Here is a 26,671-nt window from a genome sequence, read left to right as displayed (position 1 = left end):
GCCTGGTTCATGACGAAAGCTCATCAACTCATGAGCGATCATCGTTTGCGAACCCGTCTCGAACGGATCAAGATCGACGCCAACGATATCGGGCTTCCGCTGGAGGATGACTTGGCCGGCTACCAGAAATTCCAATGGGATGATGCATTCCTGCTCGACGACCAGTTGACCGAGGAGGAGCGCATGATCCGGGACACCGCCCGCGATTATGCCCAGGAGAAGCTCCAGCCTCGCGTGATCGAGGCCTTTGCCGACGAGCACACCGACCGCGCCATCTTCAACGAACTCGGTGAACTGGGCCTGCTCGGTGTCACGGTGCCGGAGGAATATGGCTGCGCCGGTGCCTCCTATGTCGCCTATGGCCTGGTGGCGCGAGAGGTCGAGCGCGTCGATAGCGGCTATCGCTCGATGATGAGCGTGCAGTCGTCTCTCGTGATGTACCCGATCCTCGCTTATGGCTCGGAAGCGCAGAAGAAGAAATACCTGCCGAAGCTTGCGACCGGAGAATGGGTCGGCTGTTTTGGCCTGACCGAGCCGGATGCTGGCTCCGACCCCGGCGGCATGCTGACCAGGGCCGAGAAGGTCGCAGACGGCTACCGCCTGACGGGCTCCAAGACGTGGATTTCCAACGCGCCGATCGCCGATGTCTTCGTCGTCTGGGCGAAATCTGATGCGCATGACGGCGCGATCCGTGGCTTCGTCCTGGAGAAGGGAATGGCCGGGCTGACGGCGCCGAAGATCAAGGGCAAGCTTTCGCTGCGCGCTTCGATCACCGGCGAGATCGTCATGGACGGCGTCGTCGTGCCGGAAGACGCGTTGCTCCCCGATGTCTCCGGGCTCAAGGGTCCGTTCGGCTGCCTGAACCGCGCCCGATTCGGCATTTCATGGGGCGCAATGGGCGCGGCCGAGGCCTGCTTTCACGCCGCGCGGCAATATACGCTCGATCGCAAGCAATTCGGCCGGCCGCTCGCCGCGACGCAATTGGTGCAGAAGAAGCTCGCCGACATGGAGACGGAGATCGCGCTCGGCCTGCAGGCGGCGCTGCGCGTCGGGCGTCTCTTCGACGAGGGCAAGCTGGCGCCCGAGATGATCTCGATCGTCAAGCGCAACAATTGCGGCAAGGCGCTCGATATTGCGCGCGCCGCGCGCGACATGCATGGCGGCAACGGCATTTCTGAAGAATTCCCCGTCATGCGCCACATGGTGAACCTCGAGACGGTCAACACCTATGAGGGCACGCATGATGTCCACGCGCTGATCATTGGGCGCGCCATCACCGGCATAGCGGCGTTCTGAATGATGAAGCCGCTCAAGGGTGTTCGCGTTCTGGAACTCGCCCGTGTCCTCGCCGGACCCTGGGCGGGCCAACTCCTGGCCGATCTCGGTGCCGATGTCGTCAAGGTCGAGCGACCCGGCGCCGGCGATGATACGCGGGCCTGGGGACCGCCCTTCATTCCGGGCGAGCACGGGGCAGGCAAGACCGCCGCCTATTTCCATTCGACCAATCGCGGCAAGCGCTCGGTCACGGCCGATTTCGACAATTCCGAGGATCACGCCATGGTCCTGGCGCTCGCCGCCGAGGCTGATGTCGTGCTCGAAAACTACAAGGTTGGCGGTCTGAAGAAATACGGGCTCGACTATGCGAGCCTCAGCGCCGTCAATCCGGCCCTGGTCTATTGCTCCATTACCGGCTTCGGCCAGGACGGGCCTTATGCGCCGCGCGCCGGCTATGATTTCATCATCCAGGGCATGGCCGGCATCATGGACCTGACAGGCGAGCCAGATGGCGAGCCGCAGAAGGTTGGCGTGGCCTATGCCGATATCTTCACCGGCCTCTATGCCTCGAACGCGATCGTCGCCGCGCTCTACCAGCGCCGCGATACGGGGGCGGGCGTCCATATCGACATGGCGTTGCTCGATACGCAGGTTGCCGTGCTGGCCAACCAGGCGATGAACTATCTGGCCTCTGGCGTGCCGCCGCATCGCCTCGGCAATGCCCATCCCAACATCGTGCCCTACCAGCTCTTCCGCACGGCCGATCGCGACATCATCATCGCCTCCGGCAATGACGGCCAGTTCCGCCGTATCTGCACGATGCTCGGCCTCGACCTGCTATCGGCCGATCCGCGTTTCGCCACCAATGCCGCCCGCGTCGCCAACCGTTCCGAACTGGTCCCGATCCTCGCCGAGGCGATCGCGAACCGCTCCTCCGCCGACATGCTGGCGGCGCTGGAGCAGGCGGGCGTCCCGGCCGGCCCCATCAACGATCTCGAAGGCGTCTTCGCCGATCCGCAGGTCGTCCATCGCGGCATGGCGCGCGCCCTCGCCCGGGACGACGGCTCGACTGTCCCCTCCGTCCGCTCCCCGATCGTCTTCGACGGCGAGCCGGCCGTCGCCGAAACCGCCAGCCCGGACCTCGGCAGCTCGGACAGGTCGATCCGCTCCGCACTGGCGTCCGGCCACAGCCCCTGGGGTTCAGAGACATGAAGGCTCGTCACTGGCGTGAGCCTAGGGTACATCGAGATCAAACGGACGAGATGCCGCCGCAAGGGTTGGAAGCGACTGAGCTCCTTGCCGTGCTTTGCATGGTCGGGAGGCGCTTCAAGATAGAAAGATTTGCTAACCATACCGGCCCTCAACCCCTTCCGGATCAACGTCGACGCATTTCCGCCACACTTTGTTAATCGTTCTGTAATGCGCGGCGGGCTGAATGGCTTGCGGAAACGTCTGAAGGATTCCAGACTCCGACTGCGGATTTTCGGTCAGGCTAGAAATTCGGACAACAGCGGACGGTGTCAGTCGACAATCGTCGCCGTTGCTGGTATCGAGTGAGGCAGGATGGGGACGAAAGCCAAGCCATTTCCGGGTGTTTTGTACTCGGAGGCACCGACGGGTCGGACGGTGCTCAAGGCAGCTGCGATGATTGCGGCGGCGTCGGTGCTTGCGTCATGCGCGACTGCGCCGCCTAAGAAGACCCGCTCCAAAGAGTATTTTCCCGAATCCAAATATGGCGTGAAAGCCAGCCCCAAGGTCGTCGAATACGGCCAGCCAGTGCCTCAGGGCGGCGGCCGCTACATGGTTGGCAAGGCCTATACGGTCAAGGGTCGGGTCTATAAGCCGGCTCATGATCCGCGCTATGAATCGGTGGGCTACGCGTCCTGGTATGGCTCCGCCTTCCATGGTCGACGGACGGCCAATGGCGAAGTCTACGACATGGACATGCTCTCGGCCGCGCATCCCACCATGCCGCTGCCGAGCTATGCCCGGGTGACCAATCTGCGCAATGGCAGCTCGGTCGTCGTGCGCGTCAACGATCGCGGCCCCTTCGAGCGTGACCGCGTGATCGACCTGTCGTCGAGGACCGCGGAATTGCTCGAGGTCAAAGGTCATGGCACGGCCAAGGTGAAGGTCGAATATGTCGGCCCCGCCCGCATGGAAGGCCACGACAAGCAGATGCTGCTGGCGACCTATGTCGGACCGGGCAGCACGGTTTCCGGCGATACAATGCTGGCCAGCCTGAAGGCGCCGCGCACGACGCCGACCGTCGCCGTTGCGATGGCCGCTGCCCCCGTGGTGGCGCCGCGTGCCGTGGTGGCCATGGCCAGCGCTCCCGTGCCGCGTGCGAGGCCGGAAGAGGCCTATGTCGGCGACGCTTCCTTCGATCCCTATCATTTCCAGGTTGCCGCTGCCGCGGAGGCGAACCGTCAGGTCGCGGTGGCCAGTGCCGCGCCGGCTGCCGCCGTTTACGGCACGCAGGCTGCCGACAATGCGGCCCTCGGCACGACCTATGGCGAGCGGACGCTGGGCACCTACACCACGTCGCAGCCCGTGGCCTACAGTTCGGAAGGCATCGAACCGGCCGCAGTCGCTCCGGCAAAGGGGTATTATTACGCCCCGACGCTGCAGGTTGCTTCGGCCCGGTCTTCCTACGCTTCGGATGCCGCGTTGACGCCGGCCCAGGAAGCAGCCAACGCATTGGCGATTGCTCCGGCACGGCCCGATTTGCAGTCGGCGTTGAACGAGGCCGTCGCGCGGATCGCGGCCGAGCGGCGCGCCGATCTCACCATCATCCAGGTCGGTGTCTTCTCCGACCAGAGCAACGTCGCCGCGATTTCGCAGCGCCTTGCCGCTTATGGCCGTGTCACCGGCACGAGCATCGTCGTCGGTGGACGGCCGATGGAATCGGTCCAGCTCGTGGTGACCGATCGGGCGCTCGGTGAAAAGGACGCCATGGCGGTCGTCGCCGAAGCTGGCGCCCCCGGGGCCTATATCCTCACCCGTTGAGCAACACGCGCGCTGACCGTTGCATCGGCGTTGCCTTGCGGTTGCCTTGCCTGTTAACCAGAGGCGGCGCGATATAAGTCGCCCTTGGTCCGAATGAACGGCGTCATGATGTTGGTTCGATCGTCGCCTTTGCGGTCGTTTGTCGTTCTGCTCGCGATTGCGCTTCTGGTCGGCCTGGCCCGGCCGGGGCCAGCGGAGGCGCAGGGCTTCGACAGCAAGGCGACCAACGCGATCCTGATCGACCTCGATTCCGGCGTGACGCTCTATCGCAAGGCGGATGACGCGCTGTTCGAGCCGGCCGCCATGGCGAAGATGATGACCATGGCCGTGGTCTTCGATGCGCTCCGCGCCGGCCAGATCACCCTGGACCAGTCCTTTCCGGTCAGTGAATATGCCTGGCGGACCGGCGGTGCGCCATCCGGCAGCGCGACCATGTTCGCCGCGCTCAAATCCTCGATCCCGGTGTCCGATCTCCTGCGGGGCGCGATCGTCCAGGCGGGCAATGATGCCTGCATCATCCTGGCGGAAGGAATTGCAGGATCGGAAGGGGCCTTCGTAACGCGGATGAACGACAAGGCGAGCGCACTCGGCCTGACGGGTTCGGTCTTCGCCAATGTGACGGGATTGCCGGACCCGCGGCAGAAGGTGAATGCGCGCGATCTCGCGACGATCGCCGAATATCTCATCCAGTCCTATCCCGACTATTACAGGATCTACGCCGAGCCGGAGTTCACCTGGAACCGGATCTACCAGCGCAACCGCAACCCCTTGCTCGGCGCCAATCTCGGTGTCGACGGCCTCTCGACCGGCTATACGGAATCCTCCGGCTTCGGCCTGACCGCGTCGGCCGTGCGCGACGGACACCGGGTCGTTCTGGTGGTGAGCGGGCTCGCGACCGAAAAGGACAGGGCGGACGAGGCCCGCAAGCTGCTCGACTGGTCCAGCACGGCCTTCGAGCGCATCCGCTTCTTCGACAGCGGCGCGCGGATCGCCGATGCGCGCGTCTATGGCGGCGCTGTCCGTGCGGTGGCGCTCGCGACGCGGGAGCCGCTCGATATCCTGCTGCAGCGGGGCACGCGCGACCGGGTGCGTGCGCGGGTCATCTATGCCGGGCCGCTGATCGCCCCGGTCAAGCGCGACACGCAGGTCGGCGTCGTGCGCGTCTGGATCGGGGACGACCTCGCCGTCGAGAAACCGGTCTTCACCACGGCGGACGTGGCCACCGGCACGATGCGCCAGCGCGCACTCGACGCGGTCGCACAATTGCTGATCGGCTGGCTTTGAACATGGCGACAGGCTTGGACGGAATCGAGCGGGCAGGGCGTTTCATCACCTTCGAGGGGGGAGAAGGGGCCGGGAAATCGACCCAGATCAAGCGGCTCGCAGCCCGCCTGCGCGAGAAGGGGCTCGTCGTGGTGCTGACGCGCGAGCCTGGCGGCACGACGCTCGCCGAAAGCGTGCGCGCCTTCATCCTGTCCGGTGCTGCGGAGCCACTCGGGCCAGAGGCCGAGATGGTTCTGTTCGCCGCTGCCCGTGCCGACCATGTCGACCGGGTGATCGGCCCGGCGCTCGCGCGCGGCGAATGGGTCCTGTGCGATCGCTTCATCGATTCGACCCGCGCCTATCAGGGTGGCGATGGCGTCGACCCGGACTTGCTCAACGGCCTCGAGGCGCTTGCGATCGACGGCGTGAGACCCGATCTGACGCTCATGCTGGATCTGCCGGTCGAGATTGGCTTGGCGCGCGCGGCGCGGCGGAGGGACGATGGCGATGCGCCCGACCGTTTCGAACGCGAAACCGTGGAGCGGCACGAGCGCCGGCGGCAGGTCTTCCTGTCGATCGCGACCGCGAACCCCGACCGCTGTGTCGTGATCGACGCCAATCGGAGTGAGGAGGAGGTCGCCGAAGCGGTCTGGCAGGTGGTGCTCAAGCGTTTTGCCGACAGGCTGGGTTAGGAACGAAGCATGGCGGAAGCCGCGGATATTGCGCGTCTCGATCAACTCGACGGCTGGCCGGCGCCCGAAGAGCAGGCCGAATGGTATGGCGATGCCGGGGTCGAGAGGCTTCTCGTCGAGGCCTATCGGGGTGGCCGCATGCACCATGCCTGGCTGATTGGCGGGCCGCGCGGCATTGGCAAGGCGACGCTCGCCTATCGCTTTGTGCGTTTTGCGCTCACCCATCCCGATCCCGCGCGAGCGCCGGATGTCGACAGCCTCGCCATCGCGCCCGATGCGCCGGCCGCCCGCAAGATCGCGGCGCGCTCGCATCCCAATGTGCTGACGCTCGCGCGCCCCTGGGATGAAAAGGGCAAGCGCTACATGTCGAGCCTCACGATCGACGAGATCCGGCGGACGATCCCCTTCTTCGGCTCGACGGCGGGCGAGGCGGGCTGGCGGATCGCGATCATCGATTCGGCCGATGATATGAATGCCAATGCCGCCAATGCCTTGCTGAAGATTCTTGAAGAACCGCCGAAGCGCTCGCTGTTCCTGGTGCTCTCCCATGCGCCGGGGCGCCTGCTGCCGACGATCCGCTCTCGCTGCCGCCGACTCGATCTCGCGCCCCTCGAGCCAGCGGGGATAGAGCGGGCGCTGGCGCAGTTTACCGATGCCGAGCCGGATGTCAGGCGTTTCGCCGCACTGGCCGGTGAGGGCAGCCTGCGCCGCGCGATCCGCTTTCTCGACGATGACGCCATCGCGATCGGGCGCGCCTTCGCGCGGGTCACGGCGCAGTTCCCCCGCTTCGACGCATCGGCCGCGCATGCGCTCGGCGATATCGTCGCCCAGCGCGGGGCGGACGAAGCCTTCCAGAACTATCAGGATCTGATGTTCGACTGGCTCGGCCGCCGGGCGCGCGGTCTGCCGGAGCCGGATGCAGCCGTGCTGCCGGCCGCGATAGCGGCGACGCCGCTTGCACGCTTCGCGGAGGTATGGGAGAAAGTCCGCCACTCTTCAGCCGAGGTCGAGGGTCTCAATCTCGACCGCAAACAATTCGTGCTTACGTCACTCGCCATGCTCGCCCGCGCGACCCGAATGTGAAGCTTGATTGACGACCGGCCTCGGCCGGTTCGTAAGCCCTTGGTCGCGATCAAATGAAAGGCGGGACGGCGATGACGGCGCCCAAATTCTATATCACTACGGCAATTTCCTATCCGAACGGTGTTCCTCATATCGGCCATGCCTATGAGATGCTGGCGACCGATGCGCTGGCGCGCTTCAAGCGGCTCGACGGGTTTGACGTCCGCTTCCTCACGGGAACGGACGAACACGGCATCAAGATGGTGCAGACGGCGGCGCGCGAGGGCATCACCGCCCGTGAACTCGCCGATCGCAACGTGCCGCACTTCCAGGCGATGACGACCGCGCTCAATTGCTCGAATGACGACTTCATCCGCACGACGGAGCCGCGCCATTATGCGGCCTCGCAGGAAATCTGGCGGCGCATGGAAGCGGCGGGCGACATCTACAAGGATAGCTATGCCGGCTGGTATTCCGTCCGGGACGAGGCCTATTACGCCGAATCCGAGACGGAAGTTCGTCCCGATGGCGTGCGCTACGGCCCGCAGGGCACCCCGGTCGACTGGGTCGAGGAGGAGAGCTATTTCTTCCGCCTCTCCGCCTATCAGGATCGCCTGCTCGCCCATTTCGAGGCGAACCCGGATTTCATAGGGCCGGATGAGCGCCGCAACGAAGTGGTGAGTTTCGTCAAGGGCGGGCTCAAGGACCTCTCGATCTCGCGCACGACATTCGACTGGGGCATTCCGGTGCCCGGCGATCCCAAGCATGTGATGTATGTCTGGGTCGATGCGCTGACCAACTACATCACCGGCGTCGGCTATCCTGATGTCGATAGCGCCTCGTTCAAGCGCTATTGGCCGGCCGATCTGCATGTGATCGGTAAGGATATCGTCCGCTTCCACGCGGTCTACTGGCCCGCCTTCCTCTTCTCGGCCGGGCTGGAGCCGCCGAAGCGCGTCTTCGCGCATGGCTTCCTGTTCAACAGGGGCGAGAAGATGTCGAAATCGGTCGGCAACGTCATCGATCCGTTCTCGCTCGTCGAGCATTACGGCGTCGATCCCGTTCGCTTCTTCTTCCTGCGCGAGGTGCCGTTCGGCCAGGACGGTAACTATAGCCATGAGGCGATCGTCAACCGCATCAATGCCGATCTCGCCAATGATCTCGGCAATCTGGCGCAGCGCTCGCTCTCGATGATCGGCAAGAACCTCGACGGCGTGCTGCCGTCGCCGGGCACGCTGACGGCCGAGGACGAGGCGATCCTCGCCGTCGCCGATGGCCTGCTGCCGATCTGCCGCGCCGCCTTTGACGGCCAGCAGATCCATCAGGCGCTGAACGCCGTCTGGGGGCTCGTTGCCGACGCGAACCGCTATTTCGCCAACAATGCCCCGTGGCAGCTCCGGAAGACCGATCCGGACCGCATGGCGACCGTGCTCTATGTCACGGCCGAACTGATCCGCCAGATCGCGATCCTCGCCCAGCCCGCCATGCCGGACTCGTCGGCGAAGCTGCTCGACCTGCTCGGCGTCAGCGAGGAGGGCCGCCTGTTCGCAGCGCTCGGACCGGCTGGAAGGCTGGTCCCCGGCACAAAGCTGCCGACGCCGGCCGGCGTATTCCCGCGCTATGTCGAGGCTGAGGCGACGCCGTCCGAAGCTTAGGGCAGGGGGCGTGTTCTATTCCCTCCCCGCTCGCGGGGAGGGCACTCAGCGCATCCACACGGTCGGATCAGGCACCGGACCGAGCTGCCTTGGCGGCGGACCCATCGCCAACACCGACCGTGTTGCGTGCGGACGTGCAGGCCATCCGTTCCGCCGACATTCTTGAGCCTGATCTGTCCTACGTCCCCGCCAGCAGATCATTGATCTTCTGCACGGCGGCGACTGTTTCGGATTCCGGCGTGCGTCTCAAGGCGAATTCCTGGCCGGCGGCGGCGATTTCGCGGCACGCCTGGTCGTGGGCGCGGCACCATTCGACCTTTTCGACGATGTCGGAGAGGTCGGAGGCCACGGGCACATAGTGGGTCCAGGGCACGAACTCGTCATAGTACCACTGGCGGAAACCGCCGGGGGAGGCGACCTTGAGGACGCAGCAGCCGAGCAAGAGGCGCGTATAGAGGTTCGCCCAGCTATTGCTCGATCCATCGATGTCGATCGCGAACTTGACGTCGATCCAGCGCGAAGGCGGCACGAATTCGCCCAATATGCCGTGCGCCCGCAGCGCATCCGTCGCCTGGTGCGCGCCGCGGTCGTGACCGGTTACCACCAGCTTGACGTCCACATCGGAAAGGCCGCGCAACGCCAGGCAGAGGCGGACCCGCTGCTTCAGGCTCGGATCGTCCATGTCCATCGCCGCGGTCGTCGTATGGCCCTGGCCGGTCACGGCACCACGCCAGAGCAGCGTGTCCTCGCGCTTGTTCCAACGGTCTGGCCGGCTGTCGGCCAGTTCGCGGAACGGCTCGTAGATGCTCGGCGTCATGAAGGCCGGATCGGGCACCAGGATCGCGCGCTCTTCGTCTGAGCAGAAGGCGAGTTCGTTCGGCTGGTTGCCGCCGCCATCGGAAATGTTGGTCGCGACCGGTGGAAGGTTCGGCGCCGCGCGCGACAGCAGGCGGACGAAGGTCGGCAGCCGGCGCCACATCATCTGATAGAGCGGCAGGTCATGGGCGAGCCGCTGCCGGTCGAGAATCACGATGAGACGGTCGCCGACACGCTCGAAATCGACCTGGTAGCGATGCCGGCTGCGTTCGGCGCCATGAGCGAAGGAAAGGCGCAGCGTCGTCTCCGCCATGGTGGGGAGGGCGTCGCCAAGCCGCCAGAGCAGGACCTCTTCCTTGAGGGGCCGCGGCACGAGGGAAAAGAGAGCAGGTTCGACTGGGTTCAAGACCGAATCCCGGACAGGATGTCCTTTGGGCAGCAGTGTGAGGCCTCTGCCCGAGACTGTCCAGAACGGTCGACAGGGACGGTCGAAGCGTTTACTCACAGCATCGGGCACGCCTTGTGCAAGCGCCCGTTCAACGCCATGCCAGCCCCAGAGAACAATGCTCGTCGACAGCCACTGCCATCTCGATTTTCCCGAGTTCGAAGCCGATCGCGACGCGCTGATCGAGCGGGCGCATGAGGCCGGCATCGACCTCATGGTGACCATCTCGACCCGCGTCCGCCAGTTCGACCGCATTCGTGCGCTGGCCGAGGCGCATGACGAGATCTACTGCTCGGTCGGGACCCATCCGAACAGCGCGCATGAGGAGCCCGACATCACGACGGATGAGCTCGTCGCGTTGGCCGCGCATCCGAAGGTCGTGGCGATCGGGGAGGCAGGGCTCGACTATTTCTATGGCGCCGAGCATCGCGCGATACAGGCTGTCGGGTTCCGGCGCCATATCGCGGCGGCGCGGATCACCCAGTTGCCGCTCGTCATCCATGCGCGCGACGCCGACGCCGACATGATCGAGATCCTGCGCGACGAGATGGGGCAGGGGACCTTTCCGGCCATATTGCACTGCTTCTCCTCCGGGCCGGAACTCGCCCGTGTCGGGCTTGAACTCGGGCTCCACGTCTCCTTCTCGGGCATCCTGACCTTCAAGAGCGCGCAGTCCATCCGCGATGTGGCGGTGGATGTGCCGCTGGATCGGCTGCTGGTCGAGACGGACGCGCCCTACCTCGCACCCGTGCCCCATCGCGGCCAGCGCAACGAGCCGGCTTTCGTGCGCGAGACGGCCCGCGTGCTGGCGGAGATCAAGGGCGTCTCGCCCGATGAGATCGCCGCGATCACCACGGCCAATTTCCGCCGCCTGTTCAGCAAGGTTCCGGCGAGCGCCTATGCGCAGGAGCCCGCGCATCATGGCTGAGGCGGCCGAAAACGCGCCACGGGCCGAACGGCTCAGGATCACCGTGCTCGGTTGTGGCGCGTCGCCCGGCGTGCCGCGCATCGGCAATGACTGGGGCGCGTGCGATCCGTCGGAGCCGAAGAACCGTCGCACCCGCTCGTCGATCCTGATCGACGGGTTCCGCAATGACAGCCCCTATCCGACCCGCGTGCTGGTCGATACCGGCCCCGACATGCGCAACCAATTGCTCGACGCGCGCGTCGACCGGCTCGACGCCGTGCTGTTCACGCATCCCCATGCCGATCACACGCACGGGATCGACGACCTGCGCTCGTTCTGGCTCGATTCGCGCCGCCTGGTGCCGGTCTACACCGACGATTTCACGCAGGAACGGCTCGAGGAGGCGTTCGGCTACTGCTTCCACACCCCGGCCGGCGGCAGCTATCCGCCGATTCTCGGGCGCGTGCGGATCGAGCCCGGCACGGCGTTTTCCGTCGACGGCCCCGGCGGGCGGCTCGATATCCTGCCGTTCCGCCAGATCCATGGCGAAATCGACAGTCTCGGCTTCCGGATCGGCGATTTCGCCTATTCTAGCGATGTGAGCGCCCTGCCGTCCGAGACTGTCCCAAAGCTCGACGGGCTCTCGCTCTGGATCGTCGACGCGCTGCGCTGGCGGCCGCATCCGAGCCATTTCAGCGTCGACGAGACGCTCGGCTGGCATGAGCGGCTGCGCCCCCGCCGGACCGTGCTCACCCACATGCATGGCGACCTCGATTATCGGGTGCTCGCGGCAAAGGTTCCTGGCGACGTCGAGCCGGCTTTCGACGGCATGGTTCTCGATGTCTCGCTTTGAGCGTTCACGCTTAGTAACATTTTGCAATAATTCGCTGTCGGCGGCTCTGGTTCAGTCCGCCTTCACATGCGAAGCTCCGGCCATGTGTCGGTCCGGCTCGATGTCGGCGTGAGGGAAGGGGATCCCGCCTGATGAAGATTCGTAACGCTGCCTGGTCGATCTTCGGGATCGGGGCGGTTGTCATCTCTTGCTATATTCTCTATCGCGAATTCCGAAGGATCTCGTTTGCGGCCGTCGCCGACAGCCTCTACGCGATCAGCCTGCATAATTGGGCTCTGGCCATCATCGCCACGCTGGCTGCCTATGGTGCGCTCGCCTGGTATGACCGGATCGCCATCGCGCATCTCGGCAAGAAGGTTTCGTGGCTCTTCGTTACGCTGTGTTCGTTCACCACTTATGCGCTCTCGCACAATATCGGCGCCTCGGTCATTTCCGGCGCGGTCGTGCGCTATCGGGCCTATTCGACGCGCGGGCTGACGGCGCATGAGATCGGCCTCCTGATCGTCTTCTGCTCGTTCACCTTCGCGCTCGGCACGACGCTGATGGGCGCGTTCGTGCTGATCATCGAGCCGGAGGTGGTCCAGCGCCTCGTCGATGTGCCCGTCGCCGTGTCCTTCGTGATCGGCCTCGCCTTGCTCGCCCTGGTGATCCTCTATGTCGTCGGATCCTGGCTGCATTTTCCGCCGCGCCAGTTCGGCCGCTTCTTCCTGCAGTATCCGCGGCTGCCGATCGTCGGGCGGCAATTGCTGGCCGGCCCGATCGAACTCGCCAGCGCGGCTGCGATCATCTATTTCGCGCTGCCGGCCGAGAGCAATCCCGGCTATCTGATCGTGCTCGGCGTGTTCCTGGCCTCGTTCACACTGGCGCTGCTCTCGCACGCGCCGGGCGGGCTCGGCGTGCTGGAAGTCACCTTCCTGGCCGCCATGCCCGAAATGAACCCGAACGACGTGCTCGCCGCGCTGATCGTGTTCCGGCTTCTCTACCTGCTGATCCCGTTCGCCATGTCGCTGGTCGTCGTCCTCATCTTCGAGAAGACGCAGCTCGGCCGGAAGGACTGACGGGGAGGGCAGGGAACCTGCCCTCCCCCTGATTGATCAAAGGTGGCCGCCCTCCCTGTTGGGGGACGGGCCGCCGCCTTCGCCGTTCTAGGGCTTGCGCGGCGCCTGGTTCTTCAGCCAGCGCGCATTGTAGCCGAGCGGATCGGCCGGCAACTGCTCGAGCGGAACGCCGAGATTGGCCGCGCGGATACGCGCCACATCGGCCTTGGGCGTGCGGTCCATGGTCAGGACGCCGTTCTGTTCCTGATAGGTGTCGGTCAGCTGCGTATAGCAATAGCCGGCGATGAACACGGAATCGGTCACCCCGCGCAGCACGTCGGCATAGCGCTCGAGGAAGTCCTCGGCGTCCTTGGCCTGGCTGTAGCCCCAGCCCGCCGTCTGGTCGAGGAAATAGGCGATGCCGCCAAATTCCGTGACCATGACCGGCTGGCCGGCCCAGGGATGGCCGTCGATCTCCAGCACGCGGCCGGCCGAGCGGAAGGTCTTCAGCGTGTTGCGGAAGACCGTCTCGTCGCGGTAGCGACCATCGAGCACGTCGCCGCTCGGATGATAATCGTGCACGGCGAAGATGTCGGTCGCGATCTGCTCCCAGCCATCATTGCCACTGACGGGACGGCTCGGATCGAGCGTCTTGGTCAGATGGTAGAGCGCCTGCTGATAGCTTCGCTGCACCGCCACGCGCGGCAGCTCAGGAATGCCCCAGGACTCGTTGAAGGGCACCCAGGCGACGATCGAAGGATGCGAATAGTCGCGCTCGATCGCTTCCTGCCATTCAGCGGCGAGGCGGGTTACCGCTTCGTTCGAATAGGCATAGGCGCTCGGCATTTCCTCCCAGACCAGCAGCCCGAGAACATCGGCCCAATAGAGGAACCGAGGATTCTCGATCTTCTGGTGCTTGCGCACGCCATTGAAGCCCAGCGACTTGGTGAGCTCGACATCGCGGCGCAGTTCCTCATCCGAGGCCGTCATGACGCCTTCGCGCCAATAGCCCTGGTCGAGCACGAGGCGCAGGAAATAGTCCCGTGCGTTGAGGATGAAGCGGCCATTGGCGATGCCGACAGTCCTGAGCGCCGTATAGCTCCGGACGCTGTCGACCACCGCGCCATCGGCGTCGATCAGCTCGATCTCGGCGTCGAGCAGGCGCGGATGCTCGGGCGACCAAACGAAGTCGGCGCGGGCGTCGTCGATGCCCGGATCGGGGAGGGCGATGACGCGCCCCGTATCCTTGCCGGTCAGGGCATATTCATCGGCGACCAGCATCGTGCCGGCATGGGAAAGCGTGACGCGGAGCTTGTGACCGTGCGGCCTCGCGATGCGGGCATCGAGCCGGATCTCGAAGCGGGCAAAGTCCGGCGTCCAGTGCAGGCGGTCGATATGGCTGATTCCGACTCGCTCGAGCCAGACGCTCTGCCAGATGCCGGTCGTGCGCGGATACCAGATGCCATGCGGCTCGCGCAGCCAATCCTGCTTGCCGCGCGGCTTGTGCATGTCGAGCGGATCATCGGCCGCTCGTACGACGATCTCGAAGTCTGGCCCGGCGCCATAGGCGCGCAGCCCTACCCGCACCGGCGTGTGGCCACCGACATGATGGGCGGCATGCTGGCCGTTGATCCAGATGTCGCTTTCATAGTCGATCGCGCCGAAATGCAGGATCACATCGTGCGCGTCATCGAGGGCGAGGCCCTCTGGTAGCTCGACGGTGCGGCGATACCAGACGACGGGATGAAATGCCTCGTCATGAAGGCCGCTCCGCGGCGCCTCCGGCACATAGGGAACATTGATCGTGAGCGCGAAATCGGGCTCCGACGGACCGTGCCACAGGGCTTTGTCGTCGAAGGCAAAATTCCACGGCCCGTCGAGAGACACCCAATCGGTGCGTTCGAGCTGCGGGCGCGGGTGATCGCTATAGGCCAAGGCATTCCTCCTGGAGAGCATTTTGTTTGAGGCCGAAAAGCCGATGTGAACCTCGTTCTCGACGATCCGATTGCCGGAGCGTGAAAACGAGGGTAGGGCGACGCAATCCGTGCCTCGCCTCCTCCCGGCGCGGCGTCGTACCGACTTATGGTATTATGATAAGATGGTGTGCCATCGTGTCAATCCGCTCCCAGTTCGACGCAGGGGCCGCGCGACGGAAGAAGACCTGTATTCTCGCGCCTGTGGTGCTCCGCCGCATTGTTCGCGCGCGGGGTTCACAATTAGCGCGCATCGCCGGTCGCCGCACTCTGTCTCGGCGGCGGGCGCGCCTCGCGTGTGCCTGCGGGGCCGACGCGTGAGCGAACCTTCGCCTCGTCCCGCCAGGCAGCCGGCGCCAGGCCGGTCACGCGGCGGAATTCGCGGTTGAAGTTCGATTTGGTCTGAAAGCCGGATTCGAACATGATCGTCGTGACGGTGTGATCCGTCTCCGCCAGCAACCGGCAGGCCTCGGCGATCCGGAAATCGTTTACATATTGCGAGACGTTCGAGCCGGTCAGCCGATTGACCGCACCCGAGATCTGCCGGGCCGGCATTCCGGCGCGCCGTGCCAGCCGCGACAGGTTGAGATTGGCGTCGCGATAGAGGCCTTCGGCTCGCATCATGCCATCAATCCGGGTGAGCACGTCGCGATCCGCGGCGCTGTCGAGTACGGGAGGAGGCTGAACGATCGGCTCGGGCGCCGTCGTCTCGGGCATGGCTCGGCTTCGCCCCGCGACCGAGGCCGTGAGGCCGATCAGCAGCAGGCCGAGGAGATTGGCATTGCTGACCAGTGCCGCCGCATTCGTGCCCTTGGTCCATTCGAAATCGATGAACACCAGGAGATCGAACAGCGCCGACATGCAGAGCGCAGCGGCGGCAATGCGCAAAGCACGATAGGCCGCGACCGCATCGTCGAACCGTGCCTCATCAAGCGCATCGGGACCCGAACGGCCGAGCGCCAGGATCGCGATCGCATAAGCGATGAAGAGAACGATCAGGACGAGATCAATCAGGATCGGCCAGGTGAAGAACAGCCCGATGATCAGCAAGGGTGGCGCGGCGTAGAGCACATAGTCGGGGCGATCGGATGGGCGTTCATCGCGGACCAGGCTGCGGAAGCTCACAAAGGTGAGGGGAGGCAGGCAGGCCGCCAGAATAGGCAGCGGATAGCGCAATTCGGCGATGCCGTAGCCCCAGCGCAAGCCGACGATCACCGAGTGAATGGCGCAGAGCGCGATCAGCGCCAGGAACGACCGGCTTCCCCTCGCCTCGTCGCCCCGGCGCAGTAGCGCGATCAACAGCAGGATAAGGAGAAGCGCGACGACGAAAGGGATAGGCACGAAAAGCAAGATCGCTCCGCAGACCGTAACTGGATCGAGCCGGCATCATGATCTGAATCGCGATCCGGGACGACCTGAAACGCGATCGAGGACGCCGACGGGAGGTCGAGGGAATAGGGACGGGCGGTCAAGTCGACCTCCTCCGGTCCACCGCCTCCCAAGAGTCCAACATGAAACCTCTTCTCATTGCTCTATCGCTGATGTTCCTTGCTGGCGCCGCCGCCCCGGCGCTTTCTGCCGACGCCGTCGGGGTCCGCACGATCGCAGTCGCCTCGGCCGAGCGCGGCGAGAACCTCGCCGTTACCGTCTGGTACCCGGCCGCGGCTGGCGGCAAGACGACGCTGTTGGGCGAGGGCAGGGTCTTCCAGGGCGCCCCCGCCTTCGCCGACGCCCCCGCTCTCCCCGGTCCCTTCCCGCTCATCCTGGTCTCGCACGGCTCCGGCGGACGGATCCGGGATCTGGGCTGGATCGCCCGACCGCTCGTCGAGGCCGGGTTCGTTGTCGCGGGGCCGAACCATCCAGGCACGACCAGCGGCGACTCGACGCCGGCCGATACGCCGAAACTCTGGGAGCGGACGCGCGACATGTCGGACGTTCTGACCGCGCTCACGACCGAGCCGGAATGGCGCGCCTCTGTCGAGGCTGGTCGCATCGGCGTGCTCGGCTTTTCGCTGGGCGGCGCGACAGCACTGGAGCTTGTCGGCGCGCGGGCGAACCGCGAGGCCTATGCGCATTATTGCGATACCTATCCGACCATGCCGGACTGCGCGTGGTTCGCCGGCGGCAAGGGCTTTGTCGATGGGGCGCCCGTGACCACAGCGGCGCTCGATCTGCGCATGATCGACAAGGCCCGCTTCGAGCAGTCCAATCTCGATCGGCGTATCCGTGCCGCCGTGCTGGTCGATCCGTCGGTTGCCCAGGCCTATGATGCAGGGAGCCTTAGGGAGATCGCGATCCCGCTGCAGTTCATCAATCTCGGTCGCCCGGCGAATATCCCGGTCGCCGTCAAGGCGGACGCGCTGGCGAGCCTGACGCCGCAGGGCCGGTATGCGCAGGTCGATGACGCAGTGCATTTTAGCTTCCTGGCGCTATGCCAGCCGGACGGCGCCGCATTCCTGAAGTCGGTCGGCGATACGGACACGGTCTGCGACGACGGCGGGATCAGACAGCGCGCCGATATCCACGCCGAACTGACAGGCCTGATCACGAGCGCGTTCACGACCATGCTGAAGCCCGGCATGTGACGACCGGCGCCTGAGCGAGCCGCTCCGGCCAGAATGGCGTGATCAAGGACAGCCGCCAGCCGGGATCATGCCGCGACCGCCGACAGGCCGCGGCGTGCTTGATCCGGGCAAAGCGCAGCCCGGATCAAGCGATAGAGCAGGCGGCGTGGCACCGCATGAGGCAGGGCAGGCGCTGCCACCAATCCACGAGCACTGCCTGACCCATAGATCCGCAATTCGCATAAGATATATTATGGAACTTATTTGTGCTGGCCGCCGAGATTGGCAAGGACACCGGCCCTACGGCGCGAAGGCTGAAGAGCCCCACTGCGGCGGTCGACCAGTTTCCGTCGGCAGATCAACCAGATACGCCGTCTCCGCCCGCCACGAAATCGGCAATGGCGCTTGCCACCTCATCAGGAGCCTCCAGCGCTGCATAATGGCCCACGCCCTGAAGCAGGACGGATCGAATCGGGCCGGCCGCAACCTTCGAGATGGTGTCGACCGTGAAGGTGCCGCCGCCGGCACCGATCGCGAGCACGGGCATCTTCAGTGCACCGGTCTCGGCGATGGCTTTGATCTCGGCGCCTTCCCGCAGCATGGACTGATAGAGACCGGTCGCTCCGCGCCAACCCTCGGGACGCGAATAGCTGCGCGCGAATTCCTCGATGTCGGCGCCGCCGATCGCAGACGGATTGGCACTCATCGAGTTGAAAAGCCAGGCGATGAATTCGCGCTCGTGACCGGCGAGCAGCATTTCGGGTATGCCGGCAGCGGCCATGACGCCGATATGCCAGGCGCCGCCATGCGTGACGTCGGCAAGCATTTCGAGCCCGAAACCGGCCAGCCCCATCTCTATAGCGGTCAAGCTGACAATGTCGTCGGGATGCGAAGCGACAAGGCGGAAAACGGCCGCTCCGCTGATATCCTGCCCGACCACATGCACGCGGCCGACATCGAGATGCTTGATGAGCCTGTACAGGTCTTCGGCAACGGTGGCGCTGTCGTAGTCGCCCGGCTCATGGCTCGAATCGCCGAAACCGCGCAGGTCGACCGCGAAGACGCGGTGGCTCCGGACAAGCAGCGGAATGAGCTTGTGGAACGCCCACCAGGTCTCGGGAAACCCATGGACGAGCAGGATAGGCGGCCCTGCCCGCCCCGCTGCCGCATAGTGCAGTTCCGCTCCATTGAGCGCAACGCGATGGTGCGTGACGCCCGGAAGTGTAGACCCAATTGGTGCAAGGTTCATTTCAATCTCCAGATAGACAACATGGTTGTCGTTCTCGGGAGTGATAGACAATCAGGTTGTCGATGTCCAGCATTCAGTCAACCTGGTTGTCATTCTGGGGCCGCTCTCCTATTGTCGGCTCATGGTCAGAACGGGTGCCGATCTCGCATTGCTTCTTCTCGGAGGCTTCCGCCAGTTGGCGGATGCGGCCAGCGCGGAGCTGTCACGCCGCGGCTATGACGATGTGCGGCCGGCGCATGATTTCGCTATGCGCGCCATTGCTGCGGGCGCCGGCAATGCGTCGGAACTGGCCCGCCGTCTGGCCGTCTCGAAACAGGCGGCTGCCAAGACCATCGCCCTGCTGCAGGAGCGTGGATATGTGGTGCGGGCCGATGATCCGCACGACGCCCGGCGAAAGCTGCTTCAAGTGACGGCTCTCGGTCTTGAGGTGATGCGGCAAGGCGAGGCGATCTTTGAAGAGCTGCGCCGTGAATGGGAACAGCGGATCGGTGCGGAAGAGCTCGCGAGACTCGAGGCAAGCCTGGCCGTGCTGGTGGGGCCGTCGCCGGTGCGGCTGGACGCGCCGGGCTGGGTCGCGCAGGACCTCGGCGATATGCCCCGGTAGCCGGCCACGGCGCGATCCCGCGCGACGGGTGCAGGCGCCGAGATGCGTCTGGCCAGACGCCCAAAGCTCATCCGCCCATTGACACGACAACGCGGCTTGGACAGATAGGCGCAACATTGCGCGGATTTCCAGTTGATCGCACGCGGCGCGAACAAGTGCCCGAGCCGATGGCGCGCACACCGAACCTGATCGAAAGCCACCACATGACCGAACCCGTCACTCGCGACGCCCCGCGCATTTCCTTCGTCAGCCTGGGTTGCCCCAAGGCGCTCGTCGACAGCGAGCGCATCCTGACGCATCTGCGCGCCGAGGGTTACGAACTTTCGCGCCACCATGACGGCGCCGATGTCGTCATCGTCAATACCTGCGGCTTCCTCGACAGCGCCAAGGCGGAATCGCTTGAGGCGATCGGCACGGCGATGAAGCAGAACGGCAAGGTCATCGTGACGGGCTGCATGGGCGCCGAGCCCGAGCAGATCCGCGATGCCTTCCCGAACGTGCTCGCCATTACCGGCCCGCAGCAATATGAGAGCGTGCTCGGCGCGGTCCATACGGCCGTGCCTCCGGCGCATGATCCCTTCATCGATCTCGTGCCGCCGCAGGGCATCAAGCTGACGCCGCGCCACTACGCCTATCTCAAGATTTCAGAGGGTTGCAACAATCGCTGCTCCTTCTGCATCATCCCGAAGCTGCGCGGCGACCTGGTCAGCCGTCCCGCCGCCGACGTGCTGCGCGAGGCCGAGCGGCTGGTTAAGGCCGGCGTCAAGGAGCTGCTCGTCATCTCGCAGGATACCAGCGCTTACGGCGTCGACCTGAAATATGCGACCAGCCTGTGGCGCGACCGTGAGGTGAGGGCGAAGTTCCTTGACCTCTCGGCGGCTCTGGGAGAGCTCGGCGCCTGGGTGCGCATGCACTATGTCTACCCCTACCCTCATGTCGACGCCGTGGTCGAGTTGATGGCCGAGGGCAAGATCCTGCCCTATATCGACATTCCCTTCCAGCATGCGAGCCCGAGCGTGCTGAAGGCCATGCGCCGGCCCGGCAATCAGGAAAAGACGGCGGATCGCATCCATAAGTGGCGCGAGATCTGTCCGGACCTCGCCGTGCGCTCGACCTTCATCGTCGGCTTCCCCGGCGAAACCGACGAGGATTTCGAGTTCCTGCTCGATTGGCTCGACGAAGTGAAGCTCGATCGCGTCGGCTGCTTCAAGTTCGAGCCGGTCGATGGCGCCCCGGCCAATGATCTCGGCCCGCATGTGCCGGAAGAGGTCAAGCAGCACCGCTGGGACCGCTTCATGCAGCGTCAGCAGGCGATCAGCGCCAAGAGGCTCGCCAAGAAGGTCGGCCGCCGCGTGCCGGTCATCATCGACGAGAGCAATGGGCTTTCCGCCAAGGGTCGTACCGTCTGGGACGCGCCGGAGATCGACGGCAGCGTGCATGTGACGTCGCGCCGGCCGATCCGTGTCGGTGACATCGTCACCGTCAAGCTCGAACGTGCCGATCCCTACGATCTCTACGGCCAGGTCGTCTGAGGCCAGGCGACGGCGGGGAGGTCGTCCGAGACGCCCTCACCCCGCGCTGGCGGCGAATTGCTCCGCATAGGCGCGCAGCGTTTCCGGCGGCGCGCGGCCGATCAGCATCCGCGAATGGCCGCCCGAGGCCCAATGGACGATGTTGAAGCCGTCCAGCGTCTCATCGGTGAGTCCAGTTTCCTTGGGGTTACCGGTCTTGATGATGCAATAGGCGATCGGCCCGTGATCCGGGTCGATATAGGCGATCTGCGTCAGCGGCCGGCCCTGGAAGTCGAAGAGTTGCGCGCCGCGAAACGAGAGGGCAGGCGGGGGCGCCGCGGCCTTGTCGAGATCCAGTCCGAGCCCCCTGCCCGCCAGCGCCAGTTGCTCACGCGCGACGTCGGGCGTCGGCGCGATGGCGAGCGTATCGGCGGTCGTCAGCAGCCAGTATTCGGCCACGGCCTGCCGCCAGTTCTCATGCCCCACCGTCACGACTTCCGTTTGATCGGCGGGCCCGAAATTGCTCGCGATCAGGCCACCGGTGGCGCCACCGATGACGAGCAGCACGGCGGCGGCCGCCGCGAGCTGCCCCCAGCCGAGCCTCTGCCAGGGCGACGGCCGTGTCGCGGTGGATGAGACGATCGGCACGGGATCATCGGCTTGTCGTGCAATTGCCGCTGCGAGCAGGCCTTGCAGCCGTTCGTGCGGTGCGGCGTCGAGAATAGCGTCGAGCGCAGGCAGCACCAGGCGCCCGCCGGAATCGAGAAAGGCGAGACGCTCCCTGAGATCAGAGTCCGTTCGCGCCGCGTCGACAATGTCGCGCGCCTTTTCCGAGGCGAGCTCATCATCGAGGAAGGCGACGAGTTCCTCGTCGGGATGGCGGTCAGCGTCGTTCATCGCGGTCTCGCGTCTCGTCCTCTTCCTTGGCCGGACGGTCGCCGGTGGCTTGCGCGAGTTTTTCGCGCGCCACGGCGAGCCGGCTCATGATCGTGCCGATGGGCACATTCAGATGGTCGGCCGCCTCGCGGTAGGAATAGCCTTCCGCATAGACCAGCAGCACGGTTTCCCGCTGGGCCTCCGGCAGCCTGCCGATCTCAGTTAACATCTGAGACGCCAATATATTCGTTTCGATCTCGCGCCCGCCATCGACGACGAGCGCCAGCTCGGCATCGACGAAGCCGGCACCCTGGCGGACGACGCGCGCGCGGACCTCGTTGATCCAGATCGAATGCAGGATGGAGAACAGCCAGCGATCGAGTCGCGTCCCGGGCTGGAACTGGGAACGGCGCTCCAGCGCACGCAGGCAGGTCGCCTGGACCAGATCCTCCGCGACGTCGCGATTGCCGGAGAGGACGAGCCCATAGCGCCACAACGCGGCGAGATGCGTCGCTAGACCGTCCCTCACTGTTTCGTGACTGCTCGTGTTCATGGAAGAACGAATAAGTCGCCGGGTGCGGTTGTTCTTGGTGCGACTTCCGCCGCGACCGGCGGGAGGTACCAGCCGGAGACTATCAAGATGACTAGCATGTTCCAAAGCACCACGCGATCGGCCCTCGCGGTCGCATTCGCAGGACTTCTTGCCGCGGCCGGCCCTGCCCTCGCCTCCAGTGGCGGCGGCGGTGGCGGTGGGAGCAGCAGCGGCGGCGGGAGCGGCATGCAGTCGCCCCAGACCCCGACCTGCAAGAACGGTCTCGTCTGGAGCACGGCCGTGCAGCGCTGCGTCAAGCCGCGCTCGAGCGGATTGACCGACAAGGAATTGCTGCAGCAGGGCCGCGCCATGGCGCTCGCCGGGCAGTATCAGGATGCGCTCGACGTCCTCGATGCCGTCGACAACAAGCAGGATTCGATGGTGCTGACCTATATCGGCTACAGCCACCGCAAGATGGGTCAGACCGATGTTGGCATCGGCTATTACATGCAGGCGTTGGCGATCGATCCACGCAACATCAACACCCATGAATATCTGGGCGAAGGCTATGTGAGCTCGGGCAAGTACGAACTCGCCAAGGCGGAGCTCGACACCGTCAAGCAGCTATGCGGCGACACCAAATGCGAGCAGTATGAAGAGCTCGCGGCGGCGATCGCCGGCAAGCCGGTCGACTGAGGGATCAGACCCTAGTGCTTTTCCCGAAGCCTTTGAGGCATAGCGTATGACAATCACCGTGCTGCCGGACCAGGTCCGGCAGCCGGCGCCCCTTGCGGCGCCGGCACCTGTCGCGTCGATCCGTGCCCTGGTCACCGCGACCCCGCCCAACCACGTTCCCCAGAAGGTCGCACTCGAACGCGCCCGCGATGTGTTCGCGTCGCGAATGCCCTTTTTCCCGCAATTGGAGCAGGTCTTCATCAATGCGGCGATCGACACGCGGCATTCCTGCCTGCCGGTCGAGTGGTTCATGGGGCAGGCGGATTTCGAGGAGAAATCGCGGCTCTATGTCGAGCATGCGACGGCGCTCGCCAAGGAATCCGCCGAGCGTGCGCTCGCGGCATCCGGCCTTGCCGCCGACGAGATCGACGCCATCGTCTTCGTCAGCTCCACGGGCATATCGACGCCGAGCATCGATGCGCGGCTGATGAACCTGCTGCCGTTCCGCCGCGACGTGATCCGCCTCCCGATCTTCGGGCTCGGCTGCGCCGGCGGCGTGCTCGGCCTGACCCGCGCGGCGCAGTTGGCTTGTTCCAGGCCCGGCATGAACTGCTTGCTGATCGTGGTCGAGCTGTCCTCCCTCGCCTTCCGCTATGATCGCCTGACGAAGAGCAATCTCGTCGCCTGTGCGCTCTTCGGCGATGGCGCGGCAGCGGCCGTGCTGACCAGCGGTGCGCCCGGTGACGGCGCTTCGATCACGCTCGGCGCGAGCGGCGAGCATTGCTGGCCTGACACGCTCGGCGTGATGGGCTGGAACATCGACAGCAACGGCCTCGACGTGATCTTCCAGCAGAGCATCCCGCAGATCATCGCCGACGATTATCCGGCCGCTCTGGACGGGTTCCTCGCCAGCAACGGCCTCGCGCGTTCCGACATCGACCGCCCATGCTGCCATCCCGGCGGCGCGAAGGTGATGGACGAACTGGAGAAGGTGTTCGGCTACGGGCCGGGCGAGCTCGACGCCGAACGAACGGTCCTGCGCGAGAACGGCAACATGTCGGCGCCGACTGTTCTCTTCGTGCTCGATGAATTGCTGCGCGGTGGCGCGTCTGGCCGATTGCTGCTTTCCGCGCTTGGGCCAGGCTTCACGGCGGCGTTCCAGATCGTCGATGTCGCGCAGGCGAGCCGTCCTTCGTGACATTCGGATGGGCCTATCTGCTGCTGGGCGCCGTCGTCCTGCAGCGGCTCCTGGAACTCGTCCACGCCCGTCGCAACACCGCGCGCCTGTTGGCGCGCGGTGGCCGCGAGGTCGGGGGCGACCATTACTGGATGTTCATTGCCCTGCACACGTCCTGGCTGGTGGCGCTGTTCCTGCTGACGCCCCCTGCCCCGCCTGTCATCTGGCCCCTGCTGGCCCTTTACGGCGTCCTGCAACTGCTCCGGATCTGGATCATTGCCAGCCTCGGGCCGTACTGGACCACGCGGATCATCACGCTCGATGGAGCCCCGCTACAAAGGCGTGGCCCTTATCGCCTGCTGCGCCACCCGAACTACCTCGTCGTGGCGATCGAGATCCCGCTGCTGCCCCTGATCCTCGACCTGCCCGTATTGGCGGCCCTGTTTGGCGTCCTCAATCTGGCGCTCCTCGCCTATCGTATTCGTGTCGAGGGCAGGGTGCTGGCGGTGCGGCGCTAACTAAGCCAGCGCTGCCTCGAGAAAATCGATGGGGCGGGAAAGGTGCCCTGCCCTATCGCCCGGCCGTTTCCTGTTTGGCCAGCTCGAGGATCGTGCCGACCAGCGCTTCGACGGCGAGGCCCATATCGTCGATCGTGACGAATTCGTTGGGGTTATGGCTGATACCGGCGCGGCAGCGCACGAAGATCATGCCGAACTCGCCGAGATGGACCATGGATTGCCCGTCATGGCCGGCGCCCGACATCAGGCTCCGCGCCGGCTTGCCCTGGATCGCCGTCACCGCCGTGCCGATCGCCTTCTGCAGGCGCGGCGCGCATTCCGCGACCGATTTCTCCAGCATCGTCTCGACGCCCACGACAACATGGCGCCGCTTGTCGATCTTGCGCGCCACCAGGGTGATCGCCTCGACGGCCTCCTTGCGCGCCTTGTCGTTGGCGGCGCGGACATCGAGCGAGAAACGGACATCCGCGGGGATGACATTGGACGCGCCCGGCATCACCTCGACGTGGCCGACGGTCGCGACGAGCGAGTTCTTCTTGTCCTTCCGCGCGATCTCCTCCGCGGCAAGGATGATCTCGGCCGCCGCGGTGAGCGCGTCATGGCGCATGCCCATCGGCACTGTGCCGGCATGGCCGGCTTCGCCGCGGATTCGGATGCGGTGGCGGCTCTGGCTCGCAATAGCCGTGACCGCGCCAAGCGGCTCGTTCGCCCGCTCCAGCACCGGCCCCTGTTCGATATGAACCTCGAGATAGCCGAGCACGGATGGCCGCTGATAGGCCTCGTCGCGCAGCCGCTTCGGATCGCCGCCAAAGGCGACGAGAGCGTCGCGCAGCGTGATCTCCTGTTCGTCGGCAACATCGAGCGCCTTCTGGTCAAAGACGCCCGCGACAACGGCCGACGAGGTCAGCGTGACGGGGAAACGAACCCCCTCCTCGTCGCCGAAAGCGAGAATGTCGAGGCCGAAGGGCAGCTCGACCCCCCTCGCCTTCAGCGTCTCGACCGCCAGAATGCCGACCACGACGCCGAGATTGCCGTCATAGCGGCCGGCATCGATGACCGTGTCGATATGGGAGCCGATCAGCAGCGCCTTGTTGCCGCTACGGCCTGCCTTGCCGGGCGGGAGCGAACCCCGCATCGTGCCGGCCGCGTCCATGCGGGTGGAAAGTCCCGCTTCGCGCATCCAGACCTCGACCAGTTCCGCCGCGCGCTTGTGCTCGGGCGTCAGATAGAGGCGCGTCAGATTCTCGGGGCTGGCCGAGATGGCCGCCAGCGCGTCGATCATGCGCTGGGCCTTCTCGCCGAGTGCCCGGGTCGTCAGTTCGCTGGTCATGCGGCGACACGATCTTCGAGGCGGAAACGGATGATCCGGCCAACCTGTGTCAGCGCGGTCGCGAACTCGACCTCCGGCTCGTTTTCGACCCGCTCCTGAAAGGCGGCGATGATCTGCGCCTTGGTCGAACCCTTGACCGCGCGGATGAAGGGAATGCCGTGCCGCGCGCGATAACGGTTGTTGAGCGCGGTGAACAGCGCGAACTCCTCCGCCGTCATGCGATCGAGGCCGGCGCCGGTCTGCTCGTTGTAAGATTCGGGCGCCAGCGTACCGGCAATCGCCGCCTTGCCGGCGAGATCGGGGTGCTCACGCAGGAGGGCGAGTTGCGCGTCATGCGGGGCGGATTCGATCGCATGATGAAATGCCGCCACCAGCGCCGCGTGGTCCGCGAACGGAGCCTCCGCGAAAGCCGCGCGCGCCACCCATGGCGAGTGCTCGGCAATATCCCCGAAGCTCGCCACGAAGGCCACTTCATCCATGCGGTTGACGGCGTCGATCGTCAGCGGCTGGTTTGGCATCACGTCCCGAACGGTTGAAAATCCCGGTCCGTTGTCTAGAGCATCGGGCGGAAAAGTGGAAACCGGTTTTCCGCCCGGATCGATGTGACACATGGCGGCTGGAGCGCGTGGGTCCCCGGCCTGCCGCTGG

24 protein-coding genes are annotated in these 26,671 nt (G+C 65.3%); 16 read left to right on the top strand and 8 right to left on the bottom strand.

Features of this window, described 5'->3' with window-relative positions; all coding sequences use genetic code 11:
- Positions 1-30 precede the first annotated feature (30 nt).
- From QO014_RS04765 to metG, 7 genes are all read left to right on the top strand, one after another.
- A complete protein-coding gene (locus QO014_RS04765) occupies positions 31-1,296 on the top strand; it encodes an acyl-CoA dehydrogenase (RefSeq protein ID WP_266347472.1) in 1,266 nt (421 codons plus the stop codon).
- On the top strand, positions 1,297-2,487 hold the full coding sequence (locus QO014_RS04760; protein ID WP_266347471.1) for a CaiB/BaiF CoA transferase family protein: 1,191 nt from the start codon (positions 1,297-1,299) through the stop codon (positions 2,485-2,487).
- Positions 2,488-3,012: 525 nt separating this feature from the next.
- Entirely contained in the window at positions 3,013-4,284 is a 1,272-nt protein-coding gene (locus QO014_RS04755) for a septal ring lytic transglycosylase RlpA family protein (protein WP_307257566.1), read from the top strand.
- A gap of 105 nt (positions 4,285-4,389) precedes the next feature.
- Complete coding sequence (locus QO014_RS04750; RefSeq protein WP_266347470.1) at positions 4,390-5,568, top strand: D-alanyl-D-alanine carboxypeptidase family protein; 1,179 nt, start codon at positions 4,390-4,392, stop codon at positions 5,566-5,568.
- A 2-nt stretch (positions 5,569-5,570) separates the two neighbouring features.
- Positions 5,571-6,239: a dTMP kinase gene (tmk, locus tag QO014_RS04745; protein ID WP_266347469.1), complete on the top strand. Its 669-nt coding sequence runs from the start codon at positions 5,571-5,573 to the stop codon at positions 6,237-6,239.
- A gap of 9 nt (positions 6,240-6,248) precedes the next feature.
- On the top strand, positions 6,249-7,322 hold the full coding sequence (locus tag QO014_RS04740) for a DNA polymerase III subunit delta' (protein WP_266347468.1): 1,074 nt from the start codon (positions 6,249-6,251) through the stop codon (positions 7,320-7,322).
- A 71-nt stretch (positions 7,323-7,393) separates the two neighbouring features.
- The gene (gene metG, locus QO014_RS04735; RefSeq protein ID WP_266347467.1) at positions 7,394-8,956 is read left to right on the top strand and encodes a methionine--tRNA ligase; all 1,563 of its coding nucleotides are present in this window, start codon (positions 7,394-7,396) and stop codon (positions 8,954-8,956) included.
- A 178-nt stretch (positions 8,957-9,134) separates the two neighbouring features.
- On the opposite strand, the gene QO014_RS04730 is transcribed toward metG, so the two are convergent.
- Positions 9,135-10,178 carry a glycosyl transferase family 90 gene (locus tag QO014_RS04730; RefSeq protein WP_266347466.1) on the bottom strand — a complete coding sequence of 348 codons (1,044 nt, stop codon included), beginning with the start codon at positions 10,176-10,178 and terminating at the stop codon, positions 9,135-9,137.
- A 157-nt stretch (positions 10,179-10,335) separates the two neighbouring features.
- Between QO014_RS04730 and QO014_RS04725 the strand changes: the two genes are divergently transcribed.
- From QO014_RS04725 to QO014_RS04715, 3 genes are all read left to right on the top strand, one after another.
- A complete protein-coding gene (locus tag QO014_RS04725; protein WP_266347465.1) occupies positions 10,336-11,145 on the top strand; it encodes a TatD family hydrolase in 810 nt (269 codons plus the stop codon).
- Complete coding sequence (locus QO014_RS04720; protein ID WP_266347464.1) at positions 11,138-11,977, top strand: MBL fold metallo-hydrolase; 840 nt, start codon at positions 11,138-11,140, stop codon at positions 11,975-11,977. The genes QO014_RS04725 and QO014_RS04720 overlap by 8 nt, the downstream gene beginning before the upstream one ends.
- Before the next feature lie 131 nt (positions 11,978-12,108).
- Positions 12,109-13,035 (top strand): lysylphosphatidylglycerol synthase transmembrane domain-containing protein, encoded by a 927-nt coding sequence (locus tag QO014_RS04715; protein WP_266347463.1) that lies wholly within the window; start codon positions 12,109-12,111, stop codon positions 13,033-13,035.
- Positions 13,036-13,122: 87 nt separating this feature from the next.
- Here the strand turns inward: QO014_RS04715 and QO014_RS04710 are convergent, their stop codons facing one another.
- Positions 13,123-14,949 carry a glycoside hydrolase family 2 protein gene (locus tag QO014_RS04710; protein ID WP_266347462.1) on the bottom strand — a complete coding sequence of 609 codons (1,827 nt, stop codon included), beginning with the start codon at positions 14,947-14,949 and terminating at the stop codon, positions 13,123-13,125.
- Between the two features lie 281 nt (positions 14,950-15,230).
- On the bottom strand, positions 15,231-16,337 hold the full coding sequence (locus tag QO014_RS04705) for a helix-turn-helix domain-containing protein (protein ID WP_266347461.1): 1,107 nt from the start codon (positions 16,335-16,337) through the stop codon (positions 15,231-15,233).
- A 161-nt stretch (positions 16,338-16,498) separates the two neighbouring features.
- On the opposite strand from QO014_RS04705, the gene QO014_RS04700 reads away from it, so the two are divergent.
- Positions 16,499-17,572, top strand: a complete 1,074-nt coding sequence (locus QO014_RS04700; protein WP_266347460.1) for an alpha/beta hydrolase family protein — start codon at positions 16,499-16,501, stop codon at positions 17,570-17,572.
- 337 nt (positions 17,573-17,909) lie between these two features.
- Here QO014_RS04700 and QO014_RS04695 read toward each other — a convergent pair whose 3' ends face one another.
- The gene (locus QO014_RS04695) at positions 17,910-18,800 is read right to left on the bottom strand and encodes an alpha/beta fold hydrolase (protein WP_266347459.1); all 891 of its coding nucleotides are present in this window, start codon (positions 18,798-18,800) and stop codon (positions 17,910-17,912) included.
- Positions 18,801-18,825: 25 nt separating this feature from the next.
- On the opposite strand from QO014_RS04695, the gene QO014_RS04690 reads away from it, so the two are divergent.
- Together QO014_RS04690 and rimO are read left to right on the top strand one after the other, a co-directional pair.
- Positions 18,826-19,404 carry a MarR family winged helix-turn-helix transcriptional regulator gene (locus tag QO014_RS04690; protein ID WP_266347458.1) on the top strand — a complete coding sequence of 193 codons (579 nt, stop codon included), beginning with the start codon at positions 18,826-18,828 and terminating at the stop codon, positions 19,402-19,404.
- A 203-nt stretch (positions 19,405-19,607) separates the two neighbouring features.
- Complete coding sequence (rimO, locus tag QO014_RS04685; protein ID WP_266347457.1) at positions 19,608-20,936, top strand: 30S ribosomal protein S12 methylthiotransferase RimO; 1,329 nt, start codon at positions 19,608-19,610, stop codon at positions 20,934-20,936.
- A gap of 36 nt (positions 20,937-20,972) precedes the next feature.
- On the opposite strand, the gene QO014_RS04680 is transcribed toward rimO, so the two are convergent.
- On the bottom strand, positions 20,973-21,812 hold the full coding sequence (locus tag QO014_RS04680) for a hypothetical protein (protein ID WP_266347456.1): 840 nt from the start codon (positions 21,810-21,812) through the stop codon (positions 20,973-20,975).
- Entirely contained in the window at positions 21,799-22,344 is a 546-nt protein-coding gene (locus QO014_RS04675; protein WP_266347455.1) for an RNA polymerase sigma factor, read from the bottom strand. The genes QO014_RS04680 and QO014_RS04675 overlap by 14 nt, the downstream gene beginning before the upstream one ends.
- 225 nt (positions 22,345-22,569) lie before the next feature.
- Here QO014_RS04675 and QO014_RS04670 point away from each other — a divergent pair, with 225 nt between their 5' ends.
- From QO014_RS04670 to QO014_RS04660, 3 genes are read left to right on the top strand one after another with little or no spacing between them, the layout of a single operon-like run.
- A complete protein-coding gene (locus tag QO014_RS04670) occupies positions 22,570-23,019 on the top strand; it encodes a tetratricopeptide repeat protein (protein ID WP_266347454.1) in 450 nt (149 codons plus the stop codon).
- A gap of 46 nt (positions 23,020-23,065) precedes the next feature.
- A complete protein-coding gene (locus tag QO014_RS04665) occupies positions 23,066-24,196 on the top strand; it encodes a type III polyketide synthase (RefSeq protein ID WP_266347453.1) in 1,131 nt (376 codons plus the stop codon).
- A complete protein-coding gene (locus QO014_RS04660; RefSeq protein WP_266347452.1) occupies positions 24,193-24,693 on the top strand; it encodes an isoprenylcysteine carboxyl methyltransferase family protein in 501 nt (166 codons plus the stop codon). Before QO014_RS04665 ends, QO014_RS04660 begins: the two co-directional genes overlap by 4 nt.
- A gap of 52 nt (positions 24,694-24,745) precedes the next feature.
- Here the strand turns inward: QO014_RS04660 and QO014_RS04655 are convergent, their stop codons facing one another.
- Positions 24,746-26,023 (bottom strand): allantoate amidohydrolase, encoded by a 1,278-nt coding sequence (locus QO014_RS04655; RefSeq protein WP_266347451.1) that lies wholly within the window; start codon positions 26,021-26,023, stop codon positions 24,746-24,748.
- Positions 26,020-26,541: a 2-oxo-4-hydroxy-4-carboxy-5-ureidoimidazoline decarboxylase gene (gene uraD, locus QO014_RS04650; RefSeq protein ID WP_266347450.1), complete on the bottom strand. Its 522-nt coding sequence runs from the start codon at positions 26,539-26,541 to the stop codon at positions 26,020-26,022. Before uraD ends, QO014_RS04655 begins: the two co-directional genes overlap by 4 nt.
- Positions 26,542-26,671: the final 130 nt, after the last annotated feature.

It is taken from the genome of Kaistia dalseonensis (genome assembly GCF_030814715.1).
Taxonomy (GTDB): domain Bacteria; phylum Pseudomonadota; class Alphaproteobacteria; order Rhizobiales; family Kaistiaceae; genus Kaistia; species Kaistia dalseonensis.
This window is presented reverse-complemented; position numbering and strand designations above follow the sequence as displayed.